The following is an 18,971-nucleotide window of genomic DNA, read 5'->3' on the forward strand; positions in this document are numbered from 1 at the left end:
CGCCGTAACGACTGGTGATCGCTTGATGTGACACCCGGTTAACGGGCCGTTCGTAGGGTCGGAACAAGCTTCCGACCACGAAGGGAACCGTCCGTGACCGCACCGGAACCGCTGGCAGAGCGCCTCACGCAGGTGCGGACGGCGTGCTCGTACTGCGGGGTCGGGTGCGGGATCGTGCTGGATGTCGCGACGGACCCGGAGGGGCGGCGGACCGTCCGCAAGGCGGCCGGGGACAAGGCTCACCCGGCGAACGGTGGACGGCTGTGCACCAAGGGTGCGACCAGCGCCGAGCTGCTCGCCGCGCCGGGGCGGCTGTCGTCCGCCCTGGTGCGCGCGGACCGCGGTGACGAGCCGGTGGCCGAGGCGATGACGGCGGCGGTCAAGCAGACCGCCGGGCGGCTGCGCGAGATCGTCGACGAGCACGGCCCGGACGCGCTGGCGCTGTACGTGTCCGGCCAGATGACGCTGGAGGCCCAGTACTTGGCGAACAAGCTCGCCAAGGGCTTTGTGCGCACCCGGCACATCGAGTCCAACTCCCGGCTGTGCATGGCGAGCGCGGGCAGCGGCTACAAGCTGTCGCTGGGCGCGGACGGGCCGCCCGGCTCCTACCAGGACTTCGAGCACGCCGACGTCTTCTTCGTGATCGGCTCCAACATGGCCGACTGCCACCCGATCCTCTTCCTGCGGATGATGGAACGGGTGAAGGCGGGCGCCAAGCTGATCGTGGTCGATCCCCGCCGTACCGCCACCGCGGCCAAGGCCGATCTGTTTCTGCAGATCGCACCGGGTACGGATCTGGCGCTGCTGAACGGTCTGCTGCATCTGCTGGCCGAGAACGGCCGGCTGGACACGGAGTTCATCGCCGAGCACACCGAGGGCTGGGAGGCCATGCCGGCCTTCCTCCAGGACTATCCGCCCGCGCGGGTCGCGGAGCTCACCGGAATACCGGAGGCGGACCTGCGCCGGGCCGCCGAGTGGATCGGCGCGGCGGATGACTGGATGAGCTGCTGGACCATGGGCCTGAACCAGAGCACCCATGGCACCTGGAACACCAATGCCCTGGTCAACCTGCATCTGGCGACCGGTGCGATCTGCCGGCCCGGCAGCGGCCCGTTCTCGCTCACCGGCCAGCCCAATGCGATGGGCGGCCGCGAAATGGGCTATATGGGGCCGGGGCTGCCCGGCCAGCGGTCGACGCTGGTGGCCGAGGACCGTGCCTTCGCCGAGGAGCTGTGGGGCCTGGAACCGGGGACGGTGCGGGCGGACGAGCCCGGGCAGGGGACCGTCGAGATGTTCCGGCAGATGGCGGACGGCGACATCAAGGCGTGCTGGATCATCTGCACCAACCCCGTCGCCTCGGTGGCCAACCGCCGGACGGTCATCGAGGGGCTGGAGGCCGCGGAGTTCGTGGTCGCCCAGGACGTCTTCGCGGAGACCGAGACCAACGCCTACGCCGATGTCGTGCTGCCCGCGGCGATGTGGGCGGAGTCCGAGGGCGTGATGGTCAACTCGGAGCGCAATCTGACGCTGGTGCGACCGGCCGCTGACCCGCCGGGCGAGGCCTGGCCGGACTGGCGGATCATCGCGGAGATCGCCTGTGCCATGGGCTACGAGGACGCCTTCACGTATCACAGCGCGGAGGAGATATTCGAGGAGATCAAGCGCGCCTGGAACCCACGGACCGGCTATGACCTGCGCGGAGTGACCTATGAGCGGCTGCGGGAGACCCCGGTGCAGTGGCCCAGCGCGGCCGTCGACGGGCCCGACCGGAATCCGGTGCGCTACCTCAACGACGGCGTCAGCCAGACCCTGGACGAGCGGCCCGACGGCACCCGCCCCCGGCTGTCCTTTCCCACCGCGACCGGCCGGGCGGTGTTCTTCGCCCGGCCGCACCTCCCGCCGGCCGAGATGCCCGACGACGACTTCCCGTACGTCCTGAACACCGGGCGGCTGCCCCACCAGTGGCACACCCTGACCAAGACCGGCAAGGTCGCCAAGCTGAACAAGCTCAACCCCGGCCCGTTCGTGGAGCTGCATCCGCAGGACGCGGCGGCGCTGGGCCTCACGGACGGTGACACGGTGGAGGTCGCCTCGCGGCGCGGCCGGGCGGTGCTGCCCGCGGTGGTGACCGACCGGGTGCGGCCCGGCAACTGCTTCGCGCCGTTCCACTGGAACGACCTGTTCGGCGAGTACCTCAGCGTCAACGCGGTGACCCATGACGCGGTCGACCCGGTCTCCTTCCAGCCCGAGTTCAAGGTCTGCGCGGTGTCGCTGGCCAGGGTCGCGGCCGCCCCGGGGCAGCCGCAGGGCGGGGCGGGCGCCGGGCGGACCGGCGGCGGGTCCGGGGCCGGGGCGGACCAGGGCCACGACGCGGCGAGGGCGGTACTGGCCGGGGTGTTCGGGCTGGGCGAAACCGCCCCGCCGGCGCTGGCCGAGCACGAACGGCGCTATCTCTCCGGTTTCCTCGCCGGGCTGGGCTCCGGGCCCGCCACCGCCGTCGGCACTCCCGTGCTGCCGTCCCACGCCCCGTTCAGCCCGGAGAGCGCGCTGTGGGTCAACGGCGTCCTGGCCGGGATGTTCTCCCGCACGCCGGACACCCGGCCGGCGACGGCGGCGGACCCGGCGACGGCTCCCGCCGAAGCGACCGACGCCCCGGCCGCCCGTACGGTCGTGGTCCTGTGGGCCTCCCAGACGGGCAACGCGGAGGAGGTCGCCGCCGACACGGCCCGCCGGCTGACCGGCAGCGGACGGGCGGCGACGCTGCTCAGCATGGACGACAGCGCACCGGCCACCCTGCCCCGCGGCGCCGATCTGCTCATCGTCACCAGCACCTTCGGCGACGGCGACGCCCCCGACAACGGGACCGGCTTCTGGGAGACCCTGAACGCGCCGGACACCCCCCGGCTGGACGGGATGCGCTACTCCGTCCTCGCCCTGGGCGATTCCTCCTACGACGACTTCTGCGGCCACGGCCGCCGGCTCGACGCCCGCCTCGCCGAGCTGGGGGCGAAGCGGCTGGTGCCCCGTACGGACTGCGAACCGGACTATGAGCATCCGGCGGGGCAGTGGCTCGACCAGGTCCTCACGGCCCTGGAGGCCGGCGCGGAGCCGGCGGGCGGTGCGGAGGCGGACGGTGTCGGGGAACCGGACGGCGGTGCGGAGGGGCCGGCCGGCGGGGAGGCGGACGGCGGTGCCGGGGCGGGGGCCGCGGCCGGCGCGCCGCCGGGGGCGGTCCCGGCTCCCGCCGCACCGGGCCGGGCACCGGGCGGCCCCGCCCGGCCCTCGAAGGCCGCGCCCGCCACCGCCCGCCTCGTCGGCAACGAACTGCTGAGCCGGGCGGGGGCCACCAAGGAGGTGCGGCAGTTCACCTTCGACACCCGGGACGGCTACGGCATCCCGCTGGACTACGAGGTGGGCGACGCGCTGGGCGTGCTGCCGCGGAACTGCCCGGACCTCGTGGCGGAGTGGCTGGCCGTCACCGGTCTCGATCCCGCCGCCCCCGTCGAGCTCCCGGGCCCGGGCACGGTGCCGCTGGGCGAGGCGCTGCACCGCCATCTGGACATCGCCAGGATCACCCCCGCGCTGCTCCGGATGGTCGCCGAACGCACCGGTGACCGGGTCCTCAAGAAGCTGCTGCGGCCCGACAACAAGGGTGAGCTGGCCCAGTGGACCTGGAGCCGGCAGGCCGTCGACGTGCTCGCGGAGTTCCCGGTCCGGGCCGGTGCGGCGGAGTGGGCCGGTCTGCTCCCCCGTCTCCAGCCCCGGCTGTACTCCATCTCGTCGAGCCCGCTGACCGATCCCGGGCTGCTCCGGCTGACGGTCTCCGTGGTCCGCTACGAGAACCGCGCGGGCCGCCCGCGCAAGGGCGTGGCCTCCACCTTTCTGGCCGATGCCGAGCCCGGCAGCCCGGTACCGGTCTTCGTCCAGCGCGCCGCCCACTTCCGTCCGCCGGCCGATCCGGCCACCCCGATGGTGATGGTGGGCCCCGGCACCGGGGTCGCGCCCTTCCTCGGCTTCCTCGACGAGCGGCGGGCCCGCGGCCACCGCGCCCCCAACTGGCTCTTCTTCGGGGAGCAGCGACGCGCCACGGACTTCTACTACGAGGAAGCGCTCGACCGGCTGCGCCGCGACGGGCTGCTCACCCGGCTGGACACCGCGTTCTCCCGCGATCAGCGGGCCAAGGTCTACGTCCAGGACCGGATGCGCGAACACGGCGCCCAGCTGTGGTCCTGGCTCCAGGACGGCGCACATTTCTATGTCTGCGGTGACGCGTCCCGGATGGCCAAGGATGTCGACCGCGCGCTGCGGGACATCGCCGTGGCGCACGGTGGCCTGGCGGAGGAGACGGCCGCCGGTTACGTCAAACAGCTCGCCGCCGACAAGCGCTACGTCCGCGACGTGTACTGAGACGTCCACGGGGCCCGCCCCCTCGTAACGCTCTCTTTCGGCCGGGCCGTTCGCCCGCCTGGTGTCTCCCCCGTACCGGCGTGCGGCTCCTGCGCGCCCCCGTGTTGATGTCCTGAACGGGCCGACCCCGGGCATTGGACGGACGATGGAGAGGAAGGAGAGCGCTATGACCCTGATGACCGCTGACGCCATGACCACCGAACCGGAGCCCAAGGGACCGGGGCCGGTGCCGAGCGAACCCGAACCGGTGCCGCACGACCCGGGCCCCGGCGAGCCGGTCCCCGCCGCGCCGGAACCGGACGAGCCGGCACCGGCACCGGAGGAGCCGCCCGGCGCGGAGCCGGGCGACCACCCGGCGCCCGAGCCGCCCGACTGACACCGGGTACCGCCGCCCGGCGCACGGCCGGCAGAGCCCTGACCGGGCCGGCGCCCGCACCGTGCCCGCGGCGGCACGCCCGATGCACGCCCCCTTTTGGAGGAGCTGAGCATGCACGACGCGGAATCCCCGGCCGGAACGACAGGGGCCCCGGCGACGGCGGGCCCCCTCGACGCCGCCGAGCTGCGACGGCTCGATGCCCACTGGCGGGCCGCCAACTATCTGTCCGTCGGGCAGATCTATCTGATGGCCAATCCGCTGCTGGAGGCGCCGCTGCGCCCCGAGCACATCAAACCGCGGCTGCTGGGCCACTGGGGCACCTCCCCCGGTCTGAACCTGGTGCACACCCACCTCAACCGCGTCATCAAGGCCCGTGACCTGGACGCCCTGTGCGTATGGGGGCCCGGACACGGCGGCCCCGCCGTAGTGGCCAACTCCTGGCTGGACGGCACCTACTCCGAGACCTATCCCGATGTCAGCCGGGACGCCGCGGGCATGGCCCGGCTGTTCAGGCAGTTCTCGTTCCCCGGCGGTGTCCCCAGCCATGTCGCGCCGGAGACCCCGGGCTCGATCCATGAGGGCGGCGAGCTGGGCTACTCCCTCACCCATGCCTATGGCGCGGCGTTCGACAACCCGGAGCTGCTGGTCGCCTGTGTGGTCGGCGACGGCGAGGCGGAGACCGGGCCGCTCGCCGCGTCCTGGCACGCCACGAAGTTCCTGGACCCGGTGCACGACGGCGCGGTGCTGCCGCTGCTGCATCTCAACGGCTACAAGATCGCCAATCCGACGGTGCTCGCCCGCATCCCGCAGGACGAACTGGACGCGCTGCTGCGCGGCTACGGCCATGACCCGATCCATGTCACCGGCGACGATCCGGCGACGGTCCATCAGGAGCTGGCCGCCGCCATGGACCGCGCCCTGGACCGGATCGCCGCCATCCAGCGCCGGGCCCGCGGCGAGGGGGTCACCGAGCGCCCCCGCTGGCCCATGATCGTGCTGCGCACCCCCAAGGGCTGGACCGGCCCGCACGAGGTCGACGGGCAGCCCGTCGAGGGCACCTGGCGCTCCCACCAGGTTCCGCTTGCGGGCGTACGGGACGACGCCGGGCATCTGCGGCAGCTGGCGGAGTGGCTGCGCTCGTACCGGCCGGAGGAACTGTTCGACGAGGAGGGCCGGCCGCGCCCGGACGTACTGGCGTGTGTGCCCGAGGGCTCACGCCGGCTCGGTGCCTCACCGCACGCCAACGGCGGTCTGCTGGTACGGGACCTGCCGCTGCCGCCGCTGGAGCGGTACGCCGTGGAGGTCGACAAGCGCGGCGCCGTGCTGCACGAGCCGACCCGGGTGCTGGGCGGACTGCTGCAAGCGGTCATGGACGCCACCGCGGAGCGCCGCGACTTCCGTGTCGTGGGCCCCGACGAGACCGCGTCCAACCGTCTGGAGGCGCTCTACGACGCCACCGGCAAGGCCTGGCAGGCACAGACCCTGGACACCGACGAGCATCTCGCCCACGACGGCCGGGTCATGGAGGTGCTCTCCGAGCATCTGTGCCAGGGCTGGCTGGAGGGCTATCTCCTCACCGGCCGGCACGGGCTGTTCTCCAGCTACGAGGCGTTCGCGCACATCGTCGACTCCATGGTCAACCAGCACATCAAATGGCTGCGGACCGCCCGCCGGCTGCCCTGGCGGCGCCCCCTCGCCTCGCTGAACTACCTGCTCACCTCACACGTCTGGCGGCAGGACCACAACGGCTTCTCGCACCAGGACCCCGGCTTCGTCGACCACATCCTCAACAAGAGCCCGGAGGTGGTCCGGGTCTATCTGCCGCCGGACGCCAACACCCTGCTCTCGGTGGCCGACCATGCGCTGCGCAGCCGTGACTACGTCAATGTGATCGTGGCCGGCAAACAGCCGAGCTTCGACTGGCTCACTCTCGACGAGGCCCGCACCCACTGCGCACGCGGCGCCGGCGCCTGGCAGTGGGCGGGCACCGAGGACGGCAACCGGGACCCCGATGTGGTGCTGGCCTGCGCCGGGGACGTCCCCACCCAGGAGACGCTGGCCGCCGCCGCGCTGCTGCGCCGGCATCTGCCGGAGCTGGCGGTGCGGGTGGTCAATGTCGTCGACATGGCCCGGCTGCTGCCGTCGGGGGAGCATCCGCACGGGATGCCGGACCCCGAGTACGACGCGCTGTTCACCCGCGACAAGCCGGTCATCTTCGCCTACCACGGCTACCCGTGGCTGATCCACCGGCTCTGCTACCGCCGCGCCGGACACGAGAACCTGCATGTCCGCGGCTACAAGGAGGAGGGCACCACGACCACGCCCTTCGACATGGTCGTCCGCAACGATCTCGACCGGTACCGGCTGGTGATGGACGTGGTGGACCGGGTGCCCGGCCTCGGGGTGCGGGCCGTGGCACTGCGGCAGGAGATGGCGGACGTCCGTACCCGCCACCACGCCTGGATCCGGGAGCACGGCACCGATCTGCCGGAGGTCGCCGACTGGACCTGGGCGGGCTGACGGGGCCCGGTGGCGGCCCCGCCTCCGACGGAGTAACGCGCGGCGCGGTGACGGGGCGGCCCGGCCCCCGCATGTGAGCCTGAGGCCCGGGTACCCGGGGCGTCAGGAGGTGCGCGGATGGCGCGATGGCTGACAACGGGCGCCGAACTCATCGGCTGGTGGGCGGTGTTGACCGGACTGTGGATCGTGCTGATCGGTACGGTCGACACGCTGGAGTGGGCGGTCGGCGCCGGCGCCGCGCTGCTCGCCGCCGGGGCGGCCTGCGGTGCGCGGCGTGCGGTCGACCGCCGATGAGCGGTTGGACCGCCGCGGCCGCGGCGCTGCTGCTGTGCGGTGTCGCCCCGGCCGCCTGTGGCGCCGCCACCGGCCCGGTCCGGCGGCGGGTGCCCGCACAGAACCTGACGACCACCCTGCTCAGCCTGGTCGTCCTGCTGCTGGCCCAGGGCTACGGCCGCCCGGCGTACACCGATCCGGCGCTGGTGCTCGCGGTGCTGGGACCGGCCGGCACCCTGCTCTATGTGCGGCTGCTCGCCGACCAGTTGGCGGCACATCCGCCGCGGCCGCGCTCGCTGCTCGCGATGACGGCGCTGAGCTATACGGCCGTGCCCGCCGTGGTGCTGCCGCTGTGTGTGGCCGCCGGGCCCGGCAGAGCCATGGTGAAACTGCTGGTCATCGGCGTGCTGTTGGTGCTGGGGAGCCGGGTGGCGGCCCGTGCGGTGACCGCAGCCGTCTCCGCGGGACACGGCCGGACCGGACCGGCGGAGGGAATGTCCGATGGCTGACGATCTGCCGCTGCTGCTCGGCCTGCTCCTGGTGGCCGCCGCCGGAACCGCCACCGTCCTGGTGCGCGATCCGGTGCGGCAGTCCTTTCTGCTGTCCCTGTTCGGCCTGGCGCTGGCCCTGGTCTTCCTGCTGCTCCAGGCCCCCGATGTCGCGCTCTCCCAGCTGGCGGTGGGCTCCGCGCTGACCCCGCTGATGGTGCTGCTGTCCGTACGCAAGGTGCGGCGCAAGGCGCGCAGTGAGCGCCGGGAGGAGCACGAATGAGCAGCAGGCTGCGGCTGTGGGTGCTGGCCGCCGGCGGCCTGGGGGTGGCCGTCCTGTTCGTCCTGGCCTGCTTCGACCTGCCGGCGTTCGGCGGGCTCTGGCACCCGTACGGCGACCGGGCCGTGCATGCCGCGCTGGCCCGGCACACCGCCAACACCGTCTCCTCCGTCAACTTCGACCAGCGCGCCTTCGACACCCTCGGCGAGGAGTCCATCCTGTTCGGCTCGGTGGTGGGCACCGTCGTCCTGCTCCGCCAGACCCGGGACGAGGGCCGGCTGCCACCGGAGCCGGCCACGGTCGCCCCGCCGGTCCGCCGCTATGCGCTGATCGCGCTGCCCGTCACCCTGCTCATCGGCCTGTATGTCATCGCGCACGGCCAGCTCAGCCCCGGCGGCGGCTTCCAGGGCGGGGTCGTGGTCGCCACCGCGCTGCATCTGCTCTATATCGCCGTGGACTACCGGGCGCTGGAGCGGATCCGGCCGGTCGGCCTGTACGAGGTGGCGGATGCCGCCGGGGAGGCCGCCTATCTGCTGCTGGGCACGGCCGCGCTGGTGACGGGGGCGGCGTTTTTGACCAACTTCCTTCCCTACGGCACCTTCAACACGCTCTCCTCCGGCGGCACCGTCCCGCTGCTCAACGCCGCCATCGGCGTGGAGGTGGCCTGCGGGGTGGTCGTCCTGCTGGCCCGTTTCCTGGACCAGGCCGTGGAGATCGAGAGCGGGGACCGGGACGAGGAAGCGGAGGCCGGGACATGAGTGTGCTGCCGTATCTGATCGCCGGGTGGCTGTTCCTGATCGGCTGTTACGGGCTGGCCACCAGCCGCAATCTCATCCACGCGGTGGGCTGTCTCGCCGTCTGCCAGTCCTCGACCTATGTCCTGCTGCTCGCCATCGGCTACCGGGACGGCGGCACCGCCCCGGTCTTCTCCGACATCACGCCGGGCTCCCGCCCGGTCGTCGACCCCGTCGTGCAGGCCCTCACCCTCACGGACATCGTCATCGGGGCAACCGTCACCGCGCTGCTGCTCTCCCTGGTCATCCAGGTCGCCAAACGGCACCGGACGGTGGACCCGGACGAGCTCTCGGAGCTGCGGGGGTGAGCGTCGACCGGATCCTGCCGCTGATCGTGGCGGTGCCGCTGTTCGGGGCGGCGCTGCTGGTCGGCGCGGGCCGGCGGCTGCCGCGGTCCGCCGCGGAGGTGCTGGGGTGTCTCTTCGCCGCGGCCACGGCGGCGCTCGCGCTGGCCGCCTCGGCCGGTACCCCGTCGTCCACCGCCCGGCCCCTCGAATGGCTGGGCGGCTGGCGGCCGCACGACGGGGCGGGGGTGGGCATCGTGCTGGTCGGCGACCGCATCGGCCTCGGCCTGGCCACCCTCGTCTCGCTGCTGGTGGTGGCCGCCCTCGCCTACGCCTGGCGGTACTTCGACGAGCCCCCGCGGCGCCATGCGGGCTCCTTTCCCGCCCTGGTGCTGCTCTTCCAGGCGGGCATGTGCGGCTTCGCGCTGGCCGGGGATCTGTTCAACGCCTTCGTCTTCTTCGAGCTGATGGGCGTCGTCGCCTACGCCCTGACCGGCTACCGCGTCGAGGAGGCCCGCGCCGTCCAGGGGGCCTTGGTGTTCGGTGTCGTCAACTCCCTCGGTGCCTACACCACCTTGCTGGGCATCGGCCTGCTCTACGCCCGCACCGGCGAACTCGGCCTCGCCCAGATCGGCAGCGCCCTCAATGCCCGCCCCGGCGGCCCGGACGCGCTGGTGATCGCCGCCTTCGTCCTCGTCGCCACCGGACTGCTCGTCAAGGCCGCGGCGGTGCCGTTCCACTTCTGGCTCGCCGATGCGCACGCGGTGGCCCCCACGCCGGTGTGCATGCTGATGTCCGGGGTCATGGTCGAGCTGGGCGTGTACGGCACCGCCCGGGTCTACTGGACGGTCTTCGCGGGCCCCGGCGGCATCCCGGCGCCCGACGCGCAGCGGGCGCTGCTGGCGCTGGGGGTGCTGACCGCGGTGCTCGGTGCGGTGATGTGCGGGCTCCAGCGCCATCTCAAGCGGCTGCTGGCCTATTCCACCGTCGCGCACACCGGCCTGTTCCTCATCGGCCTGGCGGTGCTGACACCGGAGGGGCTCGGCGGTGTCGCGCTGTACGTGCCGGCGCATGCCGGGGTGAAGGCCGCGCTCTTCGCCTGTGTGGGGATTCTGCTGGACCGGTTCGGCAGCGTCGATGAGCCCGAGCTGCACGGCAAGGGGCGGGAACTCCCGTGGGTGGGCGCGCTGTTCGGGACCGGCGGGCTGGCGCTGGCCGGGCTGCCGCCGTTCGGCACCGCGCTGGGCAAGGCCGTCACCGAGGAGGCGGTGGGCGGCTGGGCGACCGCGCTGTTCGTGGTGGTCTCGGCGGCCACCGGGGGCGCGGTACTGCGGGCCGGAGCGCGGGTGTTCCTGGGCCTGGGGCCGGTCGCGGGGAGCGGGGCCGACACGTCCGGGCCGACCGACGCCGCCGCCGACGAGCCCGCCGAGGAGACCACCGGGAAGGCGGAGGAGCCGGAGACCAGCGGCGGACGGCTCACCCGGGTTCCGGGCAGCATGCTCGCGGTGCCCGCCGTGCTGCTGGCCGGGGCCCTGGCGGTCGGACTGGTCCCGGGCCTGCGCACCGGCACCGGTCACGCCGCCGATGCCTTCACCGACCAGGCCGGCTACCTCGCGGCCGTGCTGCACGGCCGGGCGGTGGAGCCCGCGTCCACTCCCCCGCCGCACTGGCCCACGGCCGGTGTGCTGTGGGGTCTGCTGGCCACCGCGCTGGCCGTGGGCCTCGCCCTGCTCGCCGTCCGCCGTCCGCTCGGCGCGGAACCCGCCCGCTGGACCACACCGCTTCGGCGGCTGCACTCCGGCCATGTCGGCGACTATGTCGCATGGTTCCTGGCGGGCGTCACCCTGCTGGGCGTGCTGGTCGTGTGACGGGCGGGGCGGCGGTCCCGGCCTTCTCCCGGCCGGGTTCCGGGCCGTGCCCGCGGCCGGGTGTCCCCGGCCGGGGCCGGGCCGTGTCCACGGCCGGGTTACGGGCCGTATCCGTGGCCGTGTCCCGCCCGTTTCAGGCTCCCGCGGCCTCCCGTACCTCCTCGGCGACGGACCGGTCCAGCGCCGCGCGCACCAGCCCCGAGGCGAACGCCGCGGTCTCGTCCGCAGCGACCAGCCGGGCCAGCTTCGTGCTGTCGCCCGGCAGGCCCAGCCGCTCCGCCCCCTGGACCGCCTTGGCGTCGAGATACGGGGCGAATTCGGGCCAGACGCCCTGGACCTCGCGCAGAAAGATGCTGCAGCCCGCCGGTCCCAGGCCGGGCACCTCCCGCAGTGCGCTGCGCAGCGCCCCGAGGTCACCGTCGGCCGCGTCCCGCATCCGCCGCAGATCGCCGCCGTACCGGTCCAGCAGCAGGGTGGCACCGTCCCCGAGCTGCGTGGCGGTGCGCTCGTCGTAGCGCCGGTAGCCGCCCTCGCCCAGCGCGTCGACCCGTTGCTGCCAGGTCGCGTCCGCCATCCGCTGGGGTGTGCGCAGTCCCGCCTCGAACAGGGCCCGGGCGGCCGCCACCGCCACCGAGGCACGGATCCGCGCGCTGAGCAGCCCGGCCAGCACCAGCACCTGGTACAGCGGCTGCGGGGTGTTCGCCAGCCGGATCCCGCTCTCCGCGGCGAAGGTCTCACCGTGCCGCTCCACCAGGGTGCGGGCCAGCGCCCGCTGACCGCCGCGGGGGCTCATCGCGCGCACCCGTACCGGCGCAGCACGTCATGGCGGGAAGTGTCGGTCACGTCCTGTCCTCCGTCGTTCCGGTGGGGGTCCGCACTCACCGTCCCCGGTCCGCACGGCGGGAAACCGCCACTGCTCCGTGGGGCGCAACGACACCGCACCGTATGCGTGGCCAGGTCCGGGCGGCTACGCTCGCGACGGCGGTCCGACCGACGAGGGGGAGGCCACGCTTGTCCCGGCACGCTGACGCCGCACCGCACTCCACCGGCCGGCCGGACCGGCAGGACGGGAAGGACGCGGAGGACGCCAGGACGGCGGTCACGGTCCTCGTGGCGCTCGGCGCCAATCTGGTGATCGCCCTGGCCAAGCTGGCCGGCGGGCTGTTCGCGCGCTCGCCCGCGCTGCTGTCCGAGGCAGCGCATTCGGTCGCCGACAGCCTCAACGAGCTGTTCCTGCTCGCCTCGCTCAAGCGCAGCACCCGCGCGCCCGACAGCCGGCACCCCTTCGGCTACGGCAAGGAACGGTACTTCTGGTCCCTGCTCGCCGCGGTCGGCATTTTCGTCATGGGCGGCTGTTTCTCCTTCTTCCAGGGCATCGAGGCCCTGCGCTCGCACCACTCGGAGTCCTTCACGGGCTATGTCGTGGGCCTCGCCGTGCTGGCCGTCGCGCTGGTCGCCGAGGGCTCCTCGCTGGTCCGTGCCCTGCTCCAGGTCCGTGGCCGGGCACGGCAGGCCGGCCACGGCATGCGGGAGGCGGTCCGTACGGCCGACGACCCGGCGCTGCGGACGGTACTGGCCGAGGACTCCACCGCCTGTTTCGGTGTGCTGGTCGCCATGGCCGGCCTGGGCCTGCACATGCTCACCGGTGAGGTGCAGTGGGAGGCCTGGGCCTCCATGATCATCGGCGCGCTGCTGGTGTTCGTCGCCTACCAGCTGGCCAAGGAGTCCCGTGGCCAGATCATCGGCGAGGCCGCCGACCCGGCGCTGCGCCGGGCCCTGCGGACGTTCCTGGAGGAGCAGCCGGAGATCGACACGGTGACCACCCTGCTGACCATGCGGCTGGGCACCCGCTCCACGCTGATCGCGGCCCGGGTCGATCTCGTCGGCGGGCTGGACAGCGAGGAGGTCGAAGAGGTCCTGGTGCGGGTGAAGGCGGCCGTCCGTGAGCAGTGGCCGATCGCCGACCAGGTCTTCCTGGACGTCACGGAGGCCACGCCGCGGGACCGGGAGCGCGCGCGGCGGGAGCGGCGGCAGCTCGACGAGTCGGTGACCGCGGGCGGCGACGGGCCCGGGCCGAAGCCGCCGGAGGACCAGGGGTGAGGTGGCGCCGCAGGTGTGCTCCCGCCGGCCGCCGCCTCGCTCACCGCAGCGCGTCGAGCCGCCGGCGCGCCGTACGCAGGGACCGCCCGCGGGCCGCCGCCCCGGACCACGGCCGCGCCGCCACCTGCTCCAGCACACCCGCGACATCCTTCACCGTCCAGCTCCGCGCGGTGAGTTGAGGATCGTCGAGCTGCTGACGGCTGATCGGCGCGGCGACCGGACCGCCCGGTTCCGCCCGCAGCGACCAGGGCGCGACGGCCGTCTGGGCATAGGCGTTGCGCTGCACATCGAGGTAGAGCCGGTCGCCGCGGGACTTCTTGCGTACGGCGGTGGTGAGGCGGTCCGGGTGACGCGCCGCCAGCACCTCGGCGGCGTCCTGCGCGAAGCCGCGGACCGTGTCGAAGTCGGCCTTGCCGTCCAGCGGCACGATGACGTGCAGGCCCTTCGACCCCGTGGTCATCAGGGCGGCCGGCAGCCCGAGTTCATCGAGCAGTCCGCAGAGCTGCCGGGCGGCCTCCCGTACGGCTTCGAAGTCCGGGCCGGGCGGGTCGAGATCGAACACCAGCCGGTCGGGGTGGTCGGGCCGGCCGGCGCGGGAGAGCCAGCGATGGAAGGTGAGACAGGCCTGGTCGGCGAGGAACAGCAGGGTCGCCTTGTCGTCGCAGACGGTGTGGGTGACGGTGCCGCCCTCCTTGGTGACCTCCGCCCGCCGGATCCAGTCGGGGTAGTGGCCGGGGGTGTCCTTCTGCATGAACTGCGGGCCGCCGAGGCCCTCCGGAAGCCGTTCCAGCATCAGCGGCCGCCCCCGGAGCTGCACCACCATCGCCGCGGCCACCCGGCGGTAGTAGCCGATGACATCGGCCTTGGTCAGCCCGTCGTCGGGGAAGAGGACCTTCTCCGGCCGGTGGATCCGCACCGTGCGGCGGCCGGCGCGCACGGTGTCCGTGCCGGTGCCGGAATCTGTGGCGTTCATGCGGGCGGGGGTACCCGCTTGGGGCCGTCGTACGCTCGCGCGTCCGGGTGGTGCGGGGCGCGGTGCGGCCGTTCGCCGTCCGTGTCGCCGGGCGGTCGGGGGCGTCGCAGAGTGAACAGGTACCTCGCGGAGTCCGTACGCCGTATGCCGCATGGCCGGCCCGGGATCGGCAAGGAGACCAGCATGCCGCGTGGAGCGGGCGCCGGGCGCCCGGCCGCGGAGGAGCGACGTGTGAGGAGCTCATGACGGTGCGACAGCCATCACGACCGCCGGGCATCACCCATCCGGACCCGGTCCCGCCCACCCCGGGCCCGGGCCCCGGGCCACCAGGACCCACGCCGGGCCCGGGGCCCGGCCCGGTCCCCGCACCGGGCCCCGATCCGGTGCCCCCGCAGCCACCACGCCCCGAACCGGACCCGGTCCCGCCGCATCCGGCGCCGCCGACGCCGGGCCCGGAGCCCGGCCCCGCGCCCGATCCGCTCCCGGCCCCGGGCACCGCGGGACGGGCCGCGCCACCGGGCGCCCCCGGGCCGCCCGGAGCCGCGCCCGGCGCACCGCCGACGGAGCTGCGGGGCACGCCCGCACCACGCTGACGAGGCAGGCCCTGGCCGTCCCACGGTGGATCGCCGGGGCCCGCGCGGGTCGGCGTGCGCCCGCGCCGACCCGCCGGATGAGGTTCTACGCTCGGCGGGTGCGGAATTCCGAGAAGCGTGCGGAGCATGAGGAGCGTGCCGAGGGTGCGGGACCGTTCATCACCCGGCTGACCTGGCGCCTCGAAGAGGGCGGCACCGCCGTCTGGGAGTCGCGGGCGGCCCGTAAGCGCGGGACGCTCGCCGTACGGCCCGCGGGGGCCACCGAGACCAGTGCGCGGCGGGCCGGCGCCGCGGCGCTCGACCGGCTGCGCCGGCTCAACGGCGTGGCCGCGGGCTCCTTCACGATCGGCGGGTCCCTCTTCGCCCTCGGTGCGGCGCTCGCCCAGTGGAGCGCGGGCCCGGCCACCAGCGCCACGATCTACTTCGTCGGCGGGGTGTTCTTCACCCTGGGCGGCTATGCCTCACTCGTTCAGGCCATCAACGCGCCGCGGCGGGAGGGCACGGCCGGTTCGCTGGCCACGCACCGCTTCCGGTGGTGGAGCTACGAGCCGGGCCGGATCGACTGGCTCAGTACGTTCGTGCTGTTCGCGGGGACGCTGGTGTTCGGTGTCAATCTGCTGGACTCCTTTCTCCAGGGGCTCACGACCCAGCAGCTGAACCGGCTGGTCTGGGCGCCCGACATGATCGGGTGTCTGCTGTTCCTGATCTCGGGTCATCTGGCGATCGCCGAGGTCTGCCACGGCCGGCCGTGTATCCACCGGCGCAGCCTCGGGTGGTGGATCGTCGCGGTCAATCAGCTGGGGTCGGTGCTCTTCATGGTCTCCGCGGTGGCCGCGTTCACCCGTCCGGAGACGGGGAGTGAGATCAGCGTCGGCGTCGCCAACTGGGGCACTCTCACGGGAGCCCTGTGCTTCGCGGTGGCCGGTGTGCTCCAGGCCTTCGAACGTCCCTGACATGCGGCCCACCGGACCCTGTGTAAACGTGGAATGACTGCATGGTCACCTGCGGGTCCGCTAGGGACGGCCAGGTTTCTCAAGTGAGGAGTGACCCATGGCCACTCAGAAGCAATATGTGGGCGGCTGGACGGCGTTCGCCGCGGTCCTGATGATTTTCGGTGGCGCGATGGCCTTCCTGGAAGGCATCTCCGCCCTCGCCAAGGACCAGGTCTTCGTCACCACACAGAACTACGTCTTCTCCTTCAACCTCACGGGCTGGGGCTGGATCCATCTCATCCTGGGCATCGTCATCCTGCTCGCGGGCGTCGCACTGCTCGCGACCGGGGCGATGTGGGCACGGGTCATCGGTGTGATCCTGGCCGGCCTGGGCGCGCTCGCGAACTTCCTGTGGATTCCGCACTACCCGTTCTGGGCCATCGTGCTGATCGCCATCGACATCTTCATCATCTGGGCGCTGTGTACGAACTCTCACCGGCACGCCGCCACCAGGTGAGCTGAACTCCACCAGCACCGGTCATGGCCACCGGACCCACCGCACGGGAACGCGCGGAACAGGGCAGGGCACTTCGCTCCGAAGTGCCCCGCTCCCGTCATGCGGAGTTCGAGCCCAGCGCCTCCCGTGCCGATCCGGTGGACCTCATCGAGCGGCAATCGGCGGTCCGCGTACCGGAGTTGGTGCCCCTCCGCTACGGGCGGATGCTGGAATCGCCGTTCCGCTTCTACCGCGGTGCCGCCGCCATCATGGCGGCGGATCTGGCGACGACCCCGTCGACGGGGCTGCGGGCCCAGCTGTGCGGGGACGCCCATCTGCTGAACTTCCGGCTGCTGGCCTCCCCCGAGCGGCATCTGATGTTCGACATCAACGACTTCGACGAGACGCTGCCCGGCCCGTGGGAGTGGGACGTCAAACGGCTGGCGGCCAGCTTCGCCATCGCGGGCCGCGGCAACGGTTTCAGCGAGACGGTCCGGGCCGGCATCGTCCGGGCCGCCTGTGCCTCCTACCGCGACCGGATGCGCGAGTACGCGGACCTGCGGACCCTGGAGGTCTGGTACGCCCATGCCGATATGGCCGATGTGCAGGCCGAGGAGGCGCAGGAGCTGGGCAGCAGGGGCCGGGCGGGGCTGTCCCGGGTCATCGCGGAAGCCCGTACGCACGACACCGTGCAGGCGTTCCGCAAGCTGACCCGGAAGAGCGGCGGCCGGGTCCGGATCGCCGCCGATCCCCCATTGATCGTGCCGCTGGAGGACCTGCTGCCGGACGTGGAGCGTGACGAGCTGGAGGACCGGATCCGCGGGCTGATCCGGGGGTACGCCGCCAGTCTGCGCTCGGACCACCGGCGGCTGCTGGAGCAGTACCGGGTGGTCGACGTGGCCCGCAAGGTCGTGGGCGTCGGCAGTGTGGGCACCCGCTGCTGGATCATCCTGCTGCTCGGCAAGGACGCGGACGACCCGCTGCTGCTCCAGGCCAAGGAGGCCGACGAGTCGGTCCTCGCCCCGTACGCCGGCGCGGCCGTCCAGCGCAGCCAGGGCGAACGCGTGGTGACCGGCCAGCGGCTGATGCAGGCCGCCAGTGACATCTTCCTCGGCTGGGACCGGGTCACCGGGATCGACGGCCGCACCCGGGACTTCTACGTCCGCCAGCTGCGCGACTGGAAGGGCATCATGCCCGCGGACATGATGGTGCCGGTGGGCATGCGGCGGTTCGCGGTGCGCTGCGGTGCCACGCTGGCCCGCGCGCACGCCCGCTCCGGCGACCGGATCGCGATCGCCGCCTACCTGGGGCGGGGCACGGTCTTCGACGAGGCGCTGGCGCGGTTCGCGGAGCGTTACGCGGACCGGAACGAGCGCGATCACCAGGCGCTGGAGGAGGCGGTCCGGGAGGGCCGGGTCACCGCCCAACCGGGCTGAACCGGCGGGAGGCCCGCAGCCGGCGAGGGGCGTCCGCCGCCACCACCCGTTCGGCGCACCCGTTATCGCCCGGGATGTACGGTCCGTCCGCCCCGCCTAGCATGGTCCCGAATGGCTCCGATGAAGGCGGCCCCCATGCGCCCCACGGCGAAGTTCTCCATCAGCTTCGGCCTGGTCACGATCCCGGTCGCCGCGTACAACGCCACGGACACCTCCGCATCGGTGAGCTTTGTGCGGATCCATACGGCGGACGGCGGACGGGTGCGCAATCAGCCGGTGTGCTCGCTGGAGGGCGTCGAGATCACCCAGGACGAGATCGGCCGGGGCTACAAGCCCGGCGACGGCGACACGGTCGTGCCGCTGAGCGACGAGGATCTGGACGCGCTGCCGCTGCCCACCGCGAAGACCCTGACGATCCTGGCCTTCGTCGCCGGCGGCGACATCGACCCGCTCCAGATGGGCAAGGGCTATTACCTGGGCATCGACAGCCCCGCCGCGGCCAAGCCCTACGTACTGCTGCGGGAGGCGATGGAGCGGCATCAGCGCGTCGGGCTCGGCAAGATCGCGCTGCACGGGCGGGAGACCCTCGCGATGATCCGCCCGATGGAGGACGCGCTGGTCATGCAGGTGCTGCTGTGGCCGCACCAGATCCGTTCGATGGACGGGGTGCTGCCCGAGCGGCAGGCGGAGGTCGCCCGCAACGAGGTGTCGGCCGCCGAGGCCCTGATGGATTCCTTCGGTGAGCTGTCCGAGGACGATCTGCACGACCACTACCGGGAGTCGCTCGAAGAGATCGTGGCGGCGAAGCTGGCGCACCGCGAGCCGGAGTTCCCGGCCGGCGAGGAGCAGCCCGCCGGAGAGGTGATGGACCTGATGGCGGCCCTCCAGGACAGCGTCCGGGCGGCCAAGAGGTCCCGCGGCGAGGACGAGGAGGCCGCGTCCCGGTCCGGCCGTACCGCGAAGAAGAGCACGGCGAAGGAGAGCACGGCGAAGAAGTCCACCGCCACGAAGGACACCGCCAAGAAGACCGCCGCCAAGAAGCAGACCGCGGCGAAGAAGACCGCGGGCAGGGGCGGGCGGCGGGCCGGCTGAGTCCCGCCGGACCCGGCTGCCGGTGGCCGCCCTGCCCTGCCTGCGGACATAAGGCGTCC

Annotated in this window: 16 protein-coding genes; 14 read left to right on the forward strand and 2 right to left on the reverse strand. The window is 73.1% G+C overall.

Translation table 11 applies throughout. The annotated features are described in order from the left end of the window. Positions 1-93 precede the first annotated feature (93 nt). The 9 genes from ACZ4XD_RS23590 to ACZ4XD_RS23630 all read left to right on the forward strand — a co-directional run bounded on the left by ACZ4XD_RS23590 (position 94) and on the right by ACZ4XD_RS23630 (position 11,290). Positions 94-4,407: a molybdopterin-dependent oxidoreductase gene (locus ACZ4XD_RS23590; RefSeq protein WP_468045047.1), complete on the forward strand. Its 4,314-nt coding sequence runs from the start codon at positions 94-96 to the stop codon at positions 4,405-4,407. 166 nt (positions 4,408-4,573) lie between these two features. Beyond that, positions 4,574-4,783 carry a hypothetical protein gene (locus tag ACZ4XD_RS23595; RefSeq protein ID WP_018090713.1) on the forward strand — a complete coding sequence of 70 codons (210 nt, stop codon included), beginning with the start codon at positions 4,574-4,576 and terminating at the stop codon, positions 4,781-4,783. A gap of 111 nt (positions 4,784-4,894) precedes the next feature. Beyond that, complete coding sequence (locus ACZ4XD_RS23600; protein WP_468045049.1) at positions 4,895-7,303, forward strand: phosphoketolase family protein; 2,409 nt, start codon at positions 4,895-4,897, stop codon at positions 7,301-7,303. A 117-nt stretch (positions 7,304-7,420) separates the two neighbouring features. Continuing rightward, positions 7,421-7,597, forward strand: coding sequence for a hypothetical protein (locus ACZ4XD_RS23605; protein WP_181018697.1), 177 nt, complete (start codon positions 7,421-7,423; stop codon positions 7,595-7,597). Next, entirely contained in the window at positions 7,594-8,085 is a 492-nt protein-coding gene (locus ACZ4XD_RS23610) for a monovalent cation/H+ antiporter complex subunit F (RefSeq protein ID WP_468045051.1), read from the forward strand. The genes ACZ4XD_RS23605 and ACZ4XD_RS23610 overlap by 4 nt, the downstream gene beginning before the upstream one ends. Further along, positions 8,078-8,347: a Na(+)/H(+) antiporter subunit B gene (locus tag ACZ4XD_RS23615; protein WP_467118333.1), complete on the forward strand. Its 270-nt coding sequence runs from the start codon at positions 8,078-8,080 to the stop codon at positions 8,345-8,347. Before ACZ4XD_RS23610 ends, ACZ4XD_RS23615 begins: the two co-directional genes overlap by 8 nt. Then, positions 8,344-9,102 (forward strand): MnhB domain-containing protein, encoded by a 759-nt coding sequence (locus tag ACZ4XD_RS23620; protein WP_468045054.1) that lies wholly within the window; start codon positions 8,344-8,346, stop codon positions 9,100-9,102. The genes ACZ4XD_RS23615 and ACZ4XD_RS23620 overlap by 4 nt, the downstream gene beginning before the upstream one ends. After that, on the forward strand, positions 9,099-9,446 hold the full coding sequence (locus ACZ4XD_RS23625) for a sodium:proton antiporter (protein ID WP_468045056.1): 348 nt from the start codon (positions 9,099-9,101) through the stop codon (positions 9,444-9,446). The genes ACZ4XD_RS23620 and ACZ4XD_RS23625 overlap by 4 nt, the downstream gene beginning before the upstream one ends. Continuing rightward, positions 9,443-11,290 carry a complex I subunit 5 family protein gene (locus ACZ4XD_RS23630; protein WP_468045058.1) on the forward strand — a complete coding sequence of 616 codons (1,848 nt, stop codon included), beginning with the start codon at positions 9,443-9,445 and terminating at the stop codon, positions 11,288-11,290. Before ACZ4XD_RS23625 ends, ACZ4XD_RS23630 begins: the two co-directional genes overlap by 4 nt. A gap of 133 nt (positions 11,291-11,423) precedes the next feature. Here the strand turns inward: ACZ4XD_RS23630 and ACZ4XD_RS23635 are convergent, their stop codons facing one another. Beyond that, complete coding sequence (locus ACZ4XD_RS23635; RefSeq protein WP_468045060.1) at positions 11,424-12,083, reverse strand: HhH-GDP family DNA glycosylase; 660 nt, start codon at positions 12,081-12,083, stop codon at positions 11,424-11,426. A 218-nt stretch (positions 12,084-12,301) separates the two neighbouring features. Here ACZ4XD_RS23635 and ACZ4XD_RS23640 point away from each other — a divergent pair, with 218 nt between their 5' ends. Continuing rightward, positions 12,302-13,390, forward strand: coding sequence for a cation diffusion facilitator family transporter (locus ACZ4XD_RS23640; protein WP_468045062.1), 1,089 nt, complete (start codon positions 12,302-12,304; stop codon positions 13,388-13,390). 40 nt (positions 13,391-13,430) lie between these two features. Here the strand turns inward: ACZ4XD_RS23640 and ligD are convergent, their stop codons facing one another. Next, on the reverse strand, positions 13,431-14,363 hold the full coding sequence (gene ligD, locus ACZ4XD_RS23645) for a non-homologous end-joining DNA ligase (RefSeq protein ID WP_468045064.1): 933 nt from the start codon (positions 14,361-14,363) through the stop codon (positions 13,431-13,433). Positions 14,364-15,054: 691 nt separating this feature from the next. On the opposite strand from ligD, the gene ACZ4XD_RS23650 reads away from it, so the two are divergent. The 4 genes from ACZ4XD_RS23650 to ku all read left to right on the forward strand — a co-directional run bounded on the left by ACZ4XD_RS23650 (position 15,055) and on the right by ku (position 18,912). Beyond that, complete coding sequence (locus ACZ4XD_RS23650; RefSeq protein ID WP_468045066.1) at positions 15,055-15,909, forward strand: hypothetical protein; 855 nt, start codon at positions 15,055-15,057, stop codon at positions 15,907-15,909. 97 nt (positions 15,910-16,006) lie between these two features. After that, on the forward strand, positions 16,007-16,405 hold the full coding sequence (locus tag ACZ4XD_RS23655) for a DUF7144 family membrane protein (protein ID WP_468045068.1): 399 nt from the start codon (positions 16,007-16,009) through the stop codon (positions 16,403-16,405). A gap of 23 nt (positions 16,406-16,428) precedes the next feature. Then, positions 16,429-17,820, forward strand: coding sequence for a DUF2252 domain-containing protein (locus ACZ4XD_RS23660; RefSeq protein ID WP_468045070.1), 1,392 nt, complete (start codon positions 16,429-16,431; stop codon positions 17,818-17,820). A gap of 135 nt (positions 17,821-17,955) precedes the next feature. Further along, a complete protein-coding gene (gene ku / locus ACZ4XD_RS23665) occupies positions 17,956-18,912 on the forward strand; it encodes a non-homologous end joining protein Ku (RefSeq protein WP_468045149.1) in 957 nt (318 codons plus the stop codon). The last annotated feature ends 59 nt before the right edge of the window (positions 18,913-18,971 follow it).

Source organism: Streptomyces sp. NPDC029466 (genome assembly GCF_055574515.1).

What these genes read in the sequence shown, in the direction of transcription:
- ACZ4XD_RS23610 (WP_468045051.1), top strand. Translation starts at nt 7,594, where the DNA reads ATGAGCGGTTGGACCGCCGCGGCCGCGGCGCTGCTGCTGTGCGGTGTC.
- ACZ4XD_RS23655 (WP_468045068.1), top strand. Translation starts at nt 16,007, where the DNA reads ATGGCCACTCAGAAGCAATATGTGGGCGGCTGGACGGCGTTCGCCGCG.
- ACZ4XD_RS23625 (WP_468045056.1), top strand. Translation starts at nt 9,099, where the DNA reads ATGAGTGTGCTGCCGTATCTGATCGCCGGGTGGCTGTTCCTGATCGGC.
- ACZ4XD_RS23600 (WP_468045049.1), top strand. Translation starts at nt 4,895, where the DNA reads ATGCACGACGCGGAATCCCCGGCCGGAACGACAGGGGCCCCGGCGACG.
- ACZ4XD_RS23615 (WP_467118333.1), top strand. Translation starts at nt 8,078, where the DNA reads ATGGCTGACGATCTGCCGCTGCTGCTCGGCCTGCTCCTGGTGGCCGCC.
- ACZ4XD_RS23635 (WP_468045060.1), bottom strand. Translation starts at nt 12,083, where the DNA reads ATGAGCCCCCGCGGCGGTCAGCGGGCGCTGGCCCGCACCCTGGTGGAG.
- ACZ4XD_RS23660 (WP_468045070.1), top strand. Translation starts at nt 16,429, where the DNA reads ATGGCCACCGGACCCACCGCACGGGAACGCGCGGAACAGGGCAGGGCA.
- ligD (WP_468045064.1), bottom strand. Translation starts at nt 14,363, where the DNA reads ATGAACGCCACAGATTCCGGCACCGGCACGGACACCGTGCGCGCCGGC.
- ACZ4XD_RS23620 (WP_468045054.1), top strand. Translation starts at nt 8,344, where the DNA reads ATGAGCAGCAGGCTGCGGCTGTGGGTGCTGGCCGCCGGCGGCCTGGGG.
- ACZ4XD_RS23595 (WP_018090713.1), top strand. Translation starts at nt 4,574, where the DNA reads ATGACCCTGATGACCGCTGACGCCATGACCACCGAACCGGAGCCCAAG.
- ACZ4XD_RS23605 (WP_181018697.1), top strand. Translation starts at nt 7,421, where the DNA reads ATGGCGCGATGGCTGACAACGGGCGCCGAACTCATCGGCTGGTGGGCG.
- ku (WP_468045149.1), top strand. Translation starts at nt 17,956, where the DNA reads ATGCGCCCCACGGCGAAGTTCTCCATCAGCTTCGGCCTGGTCACGATC.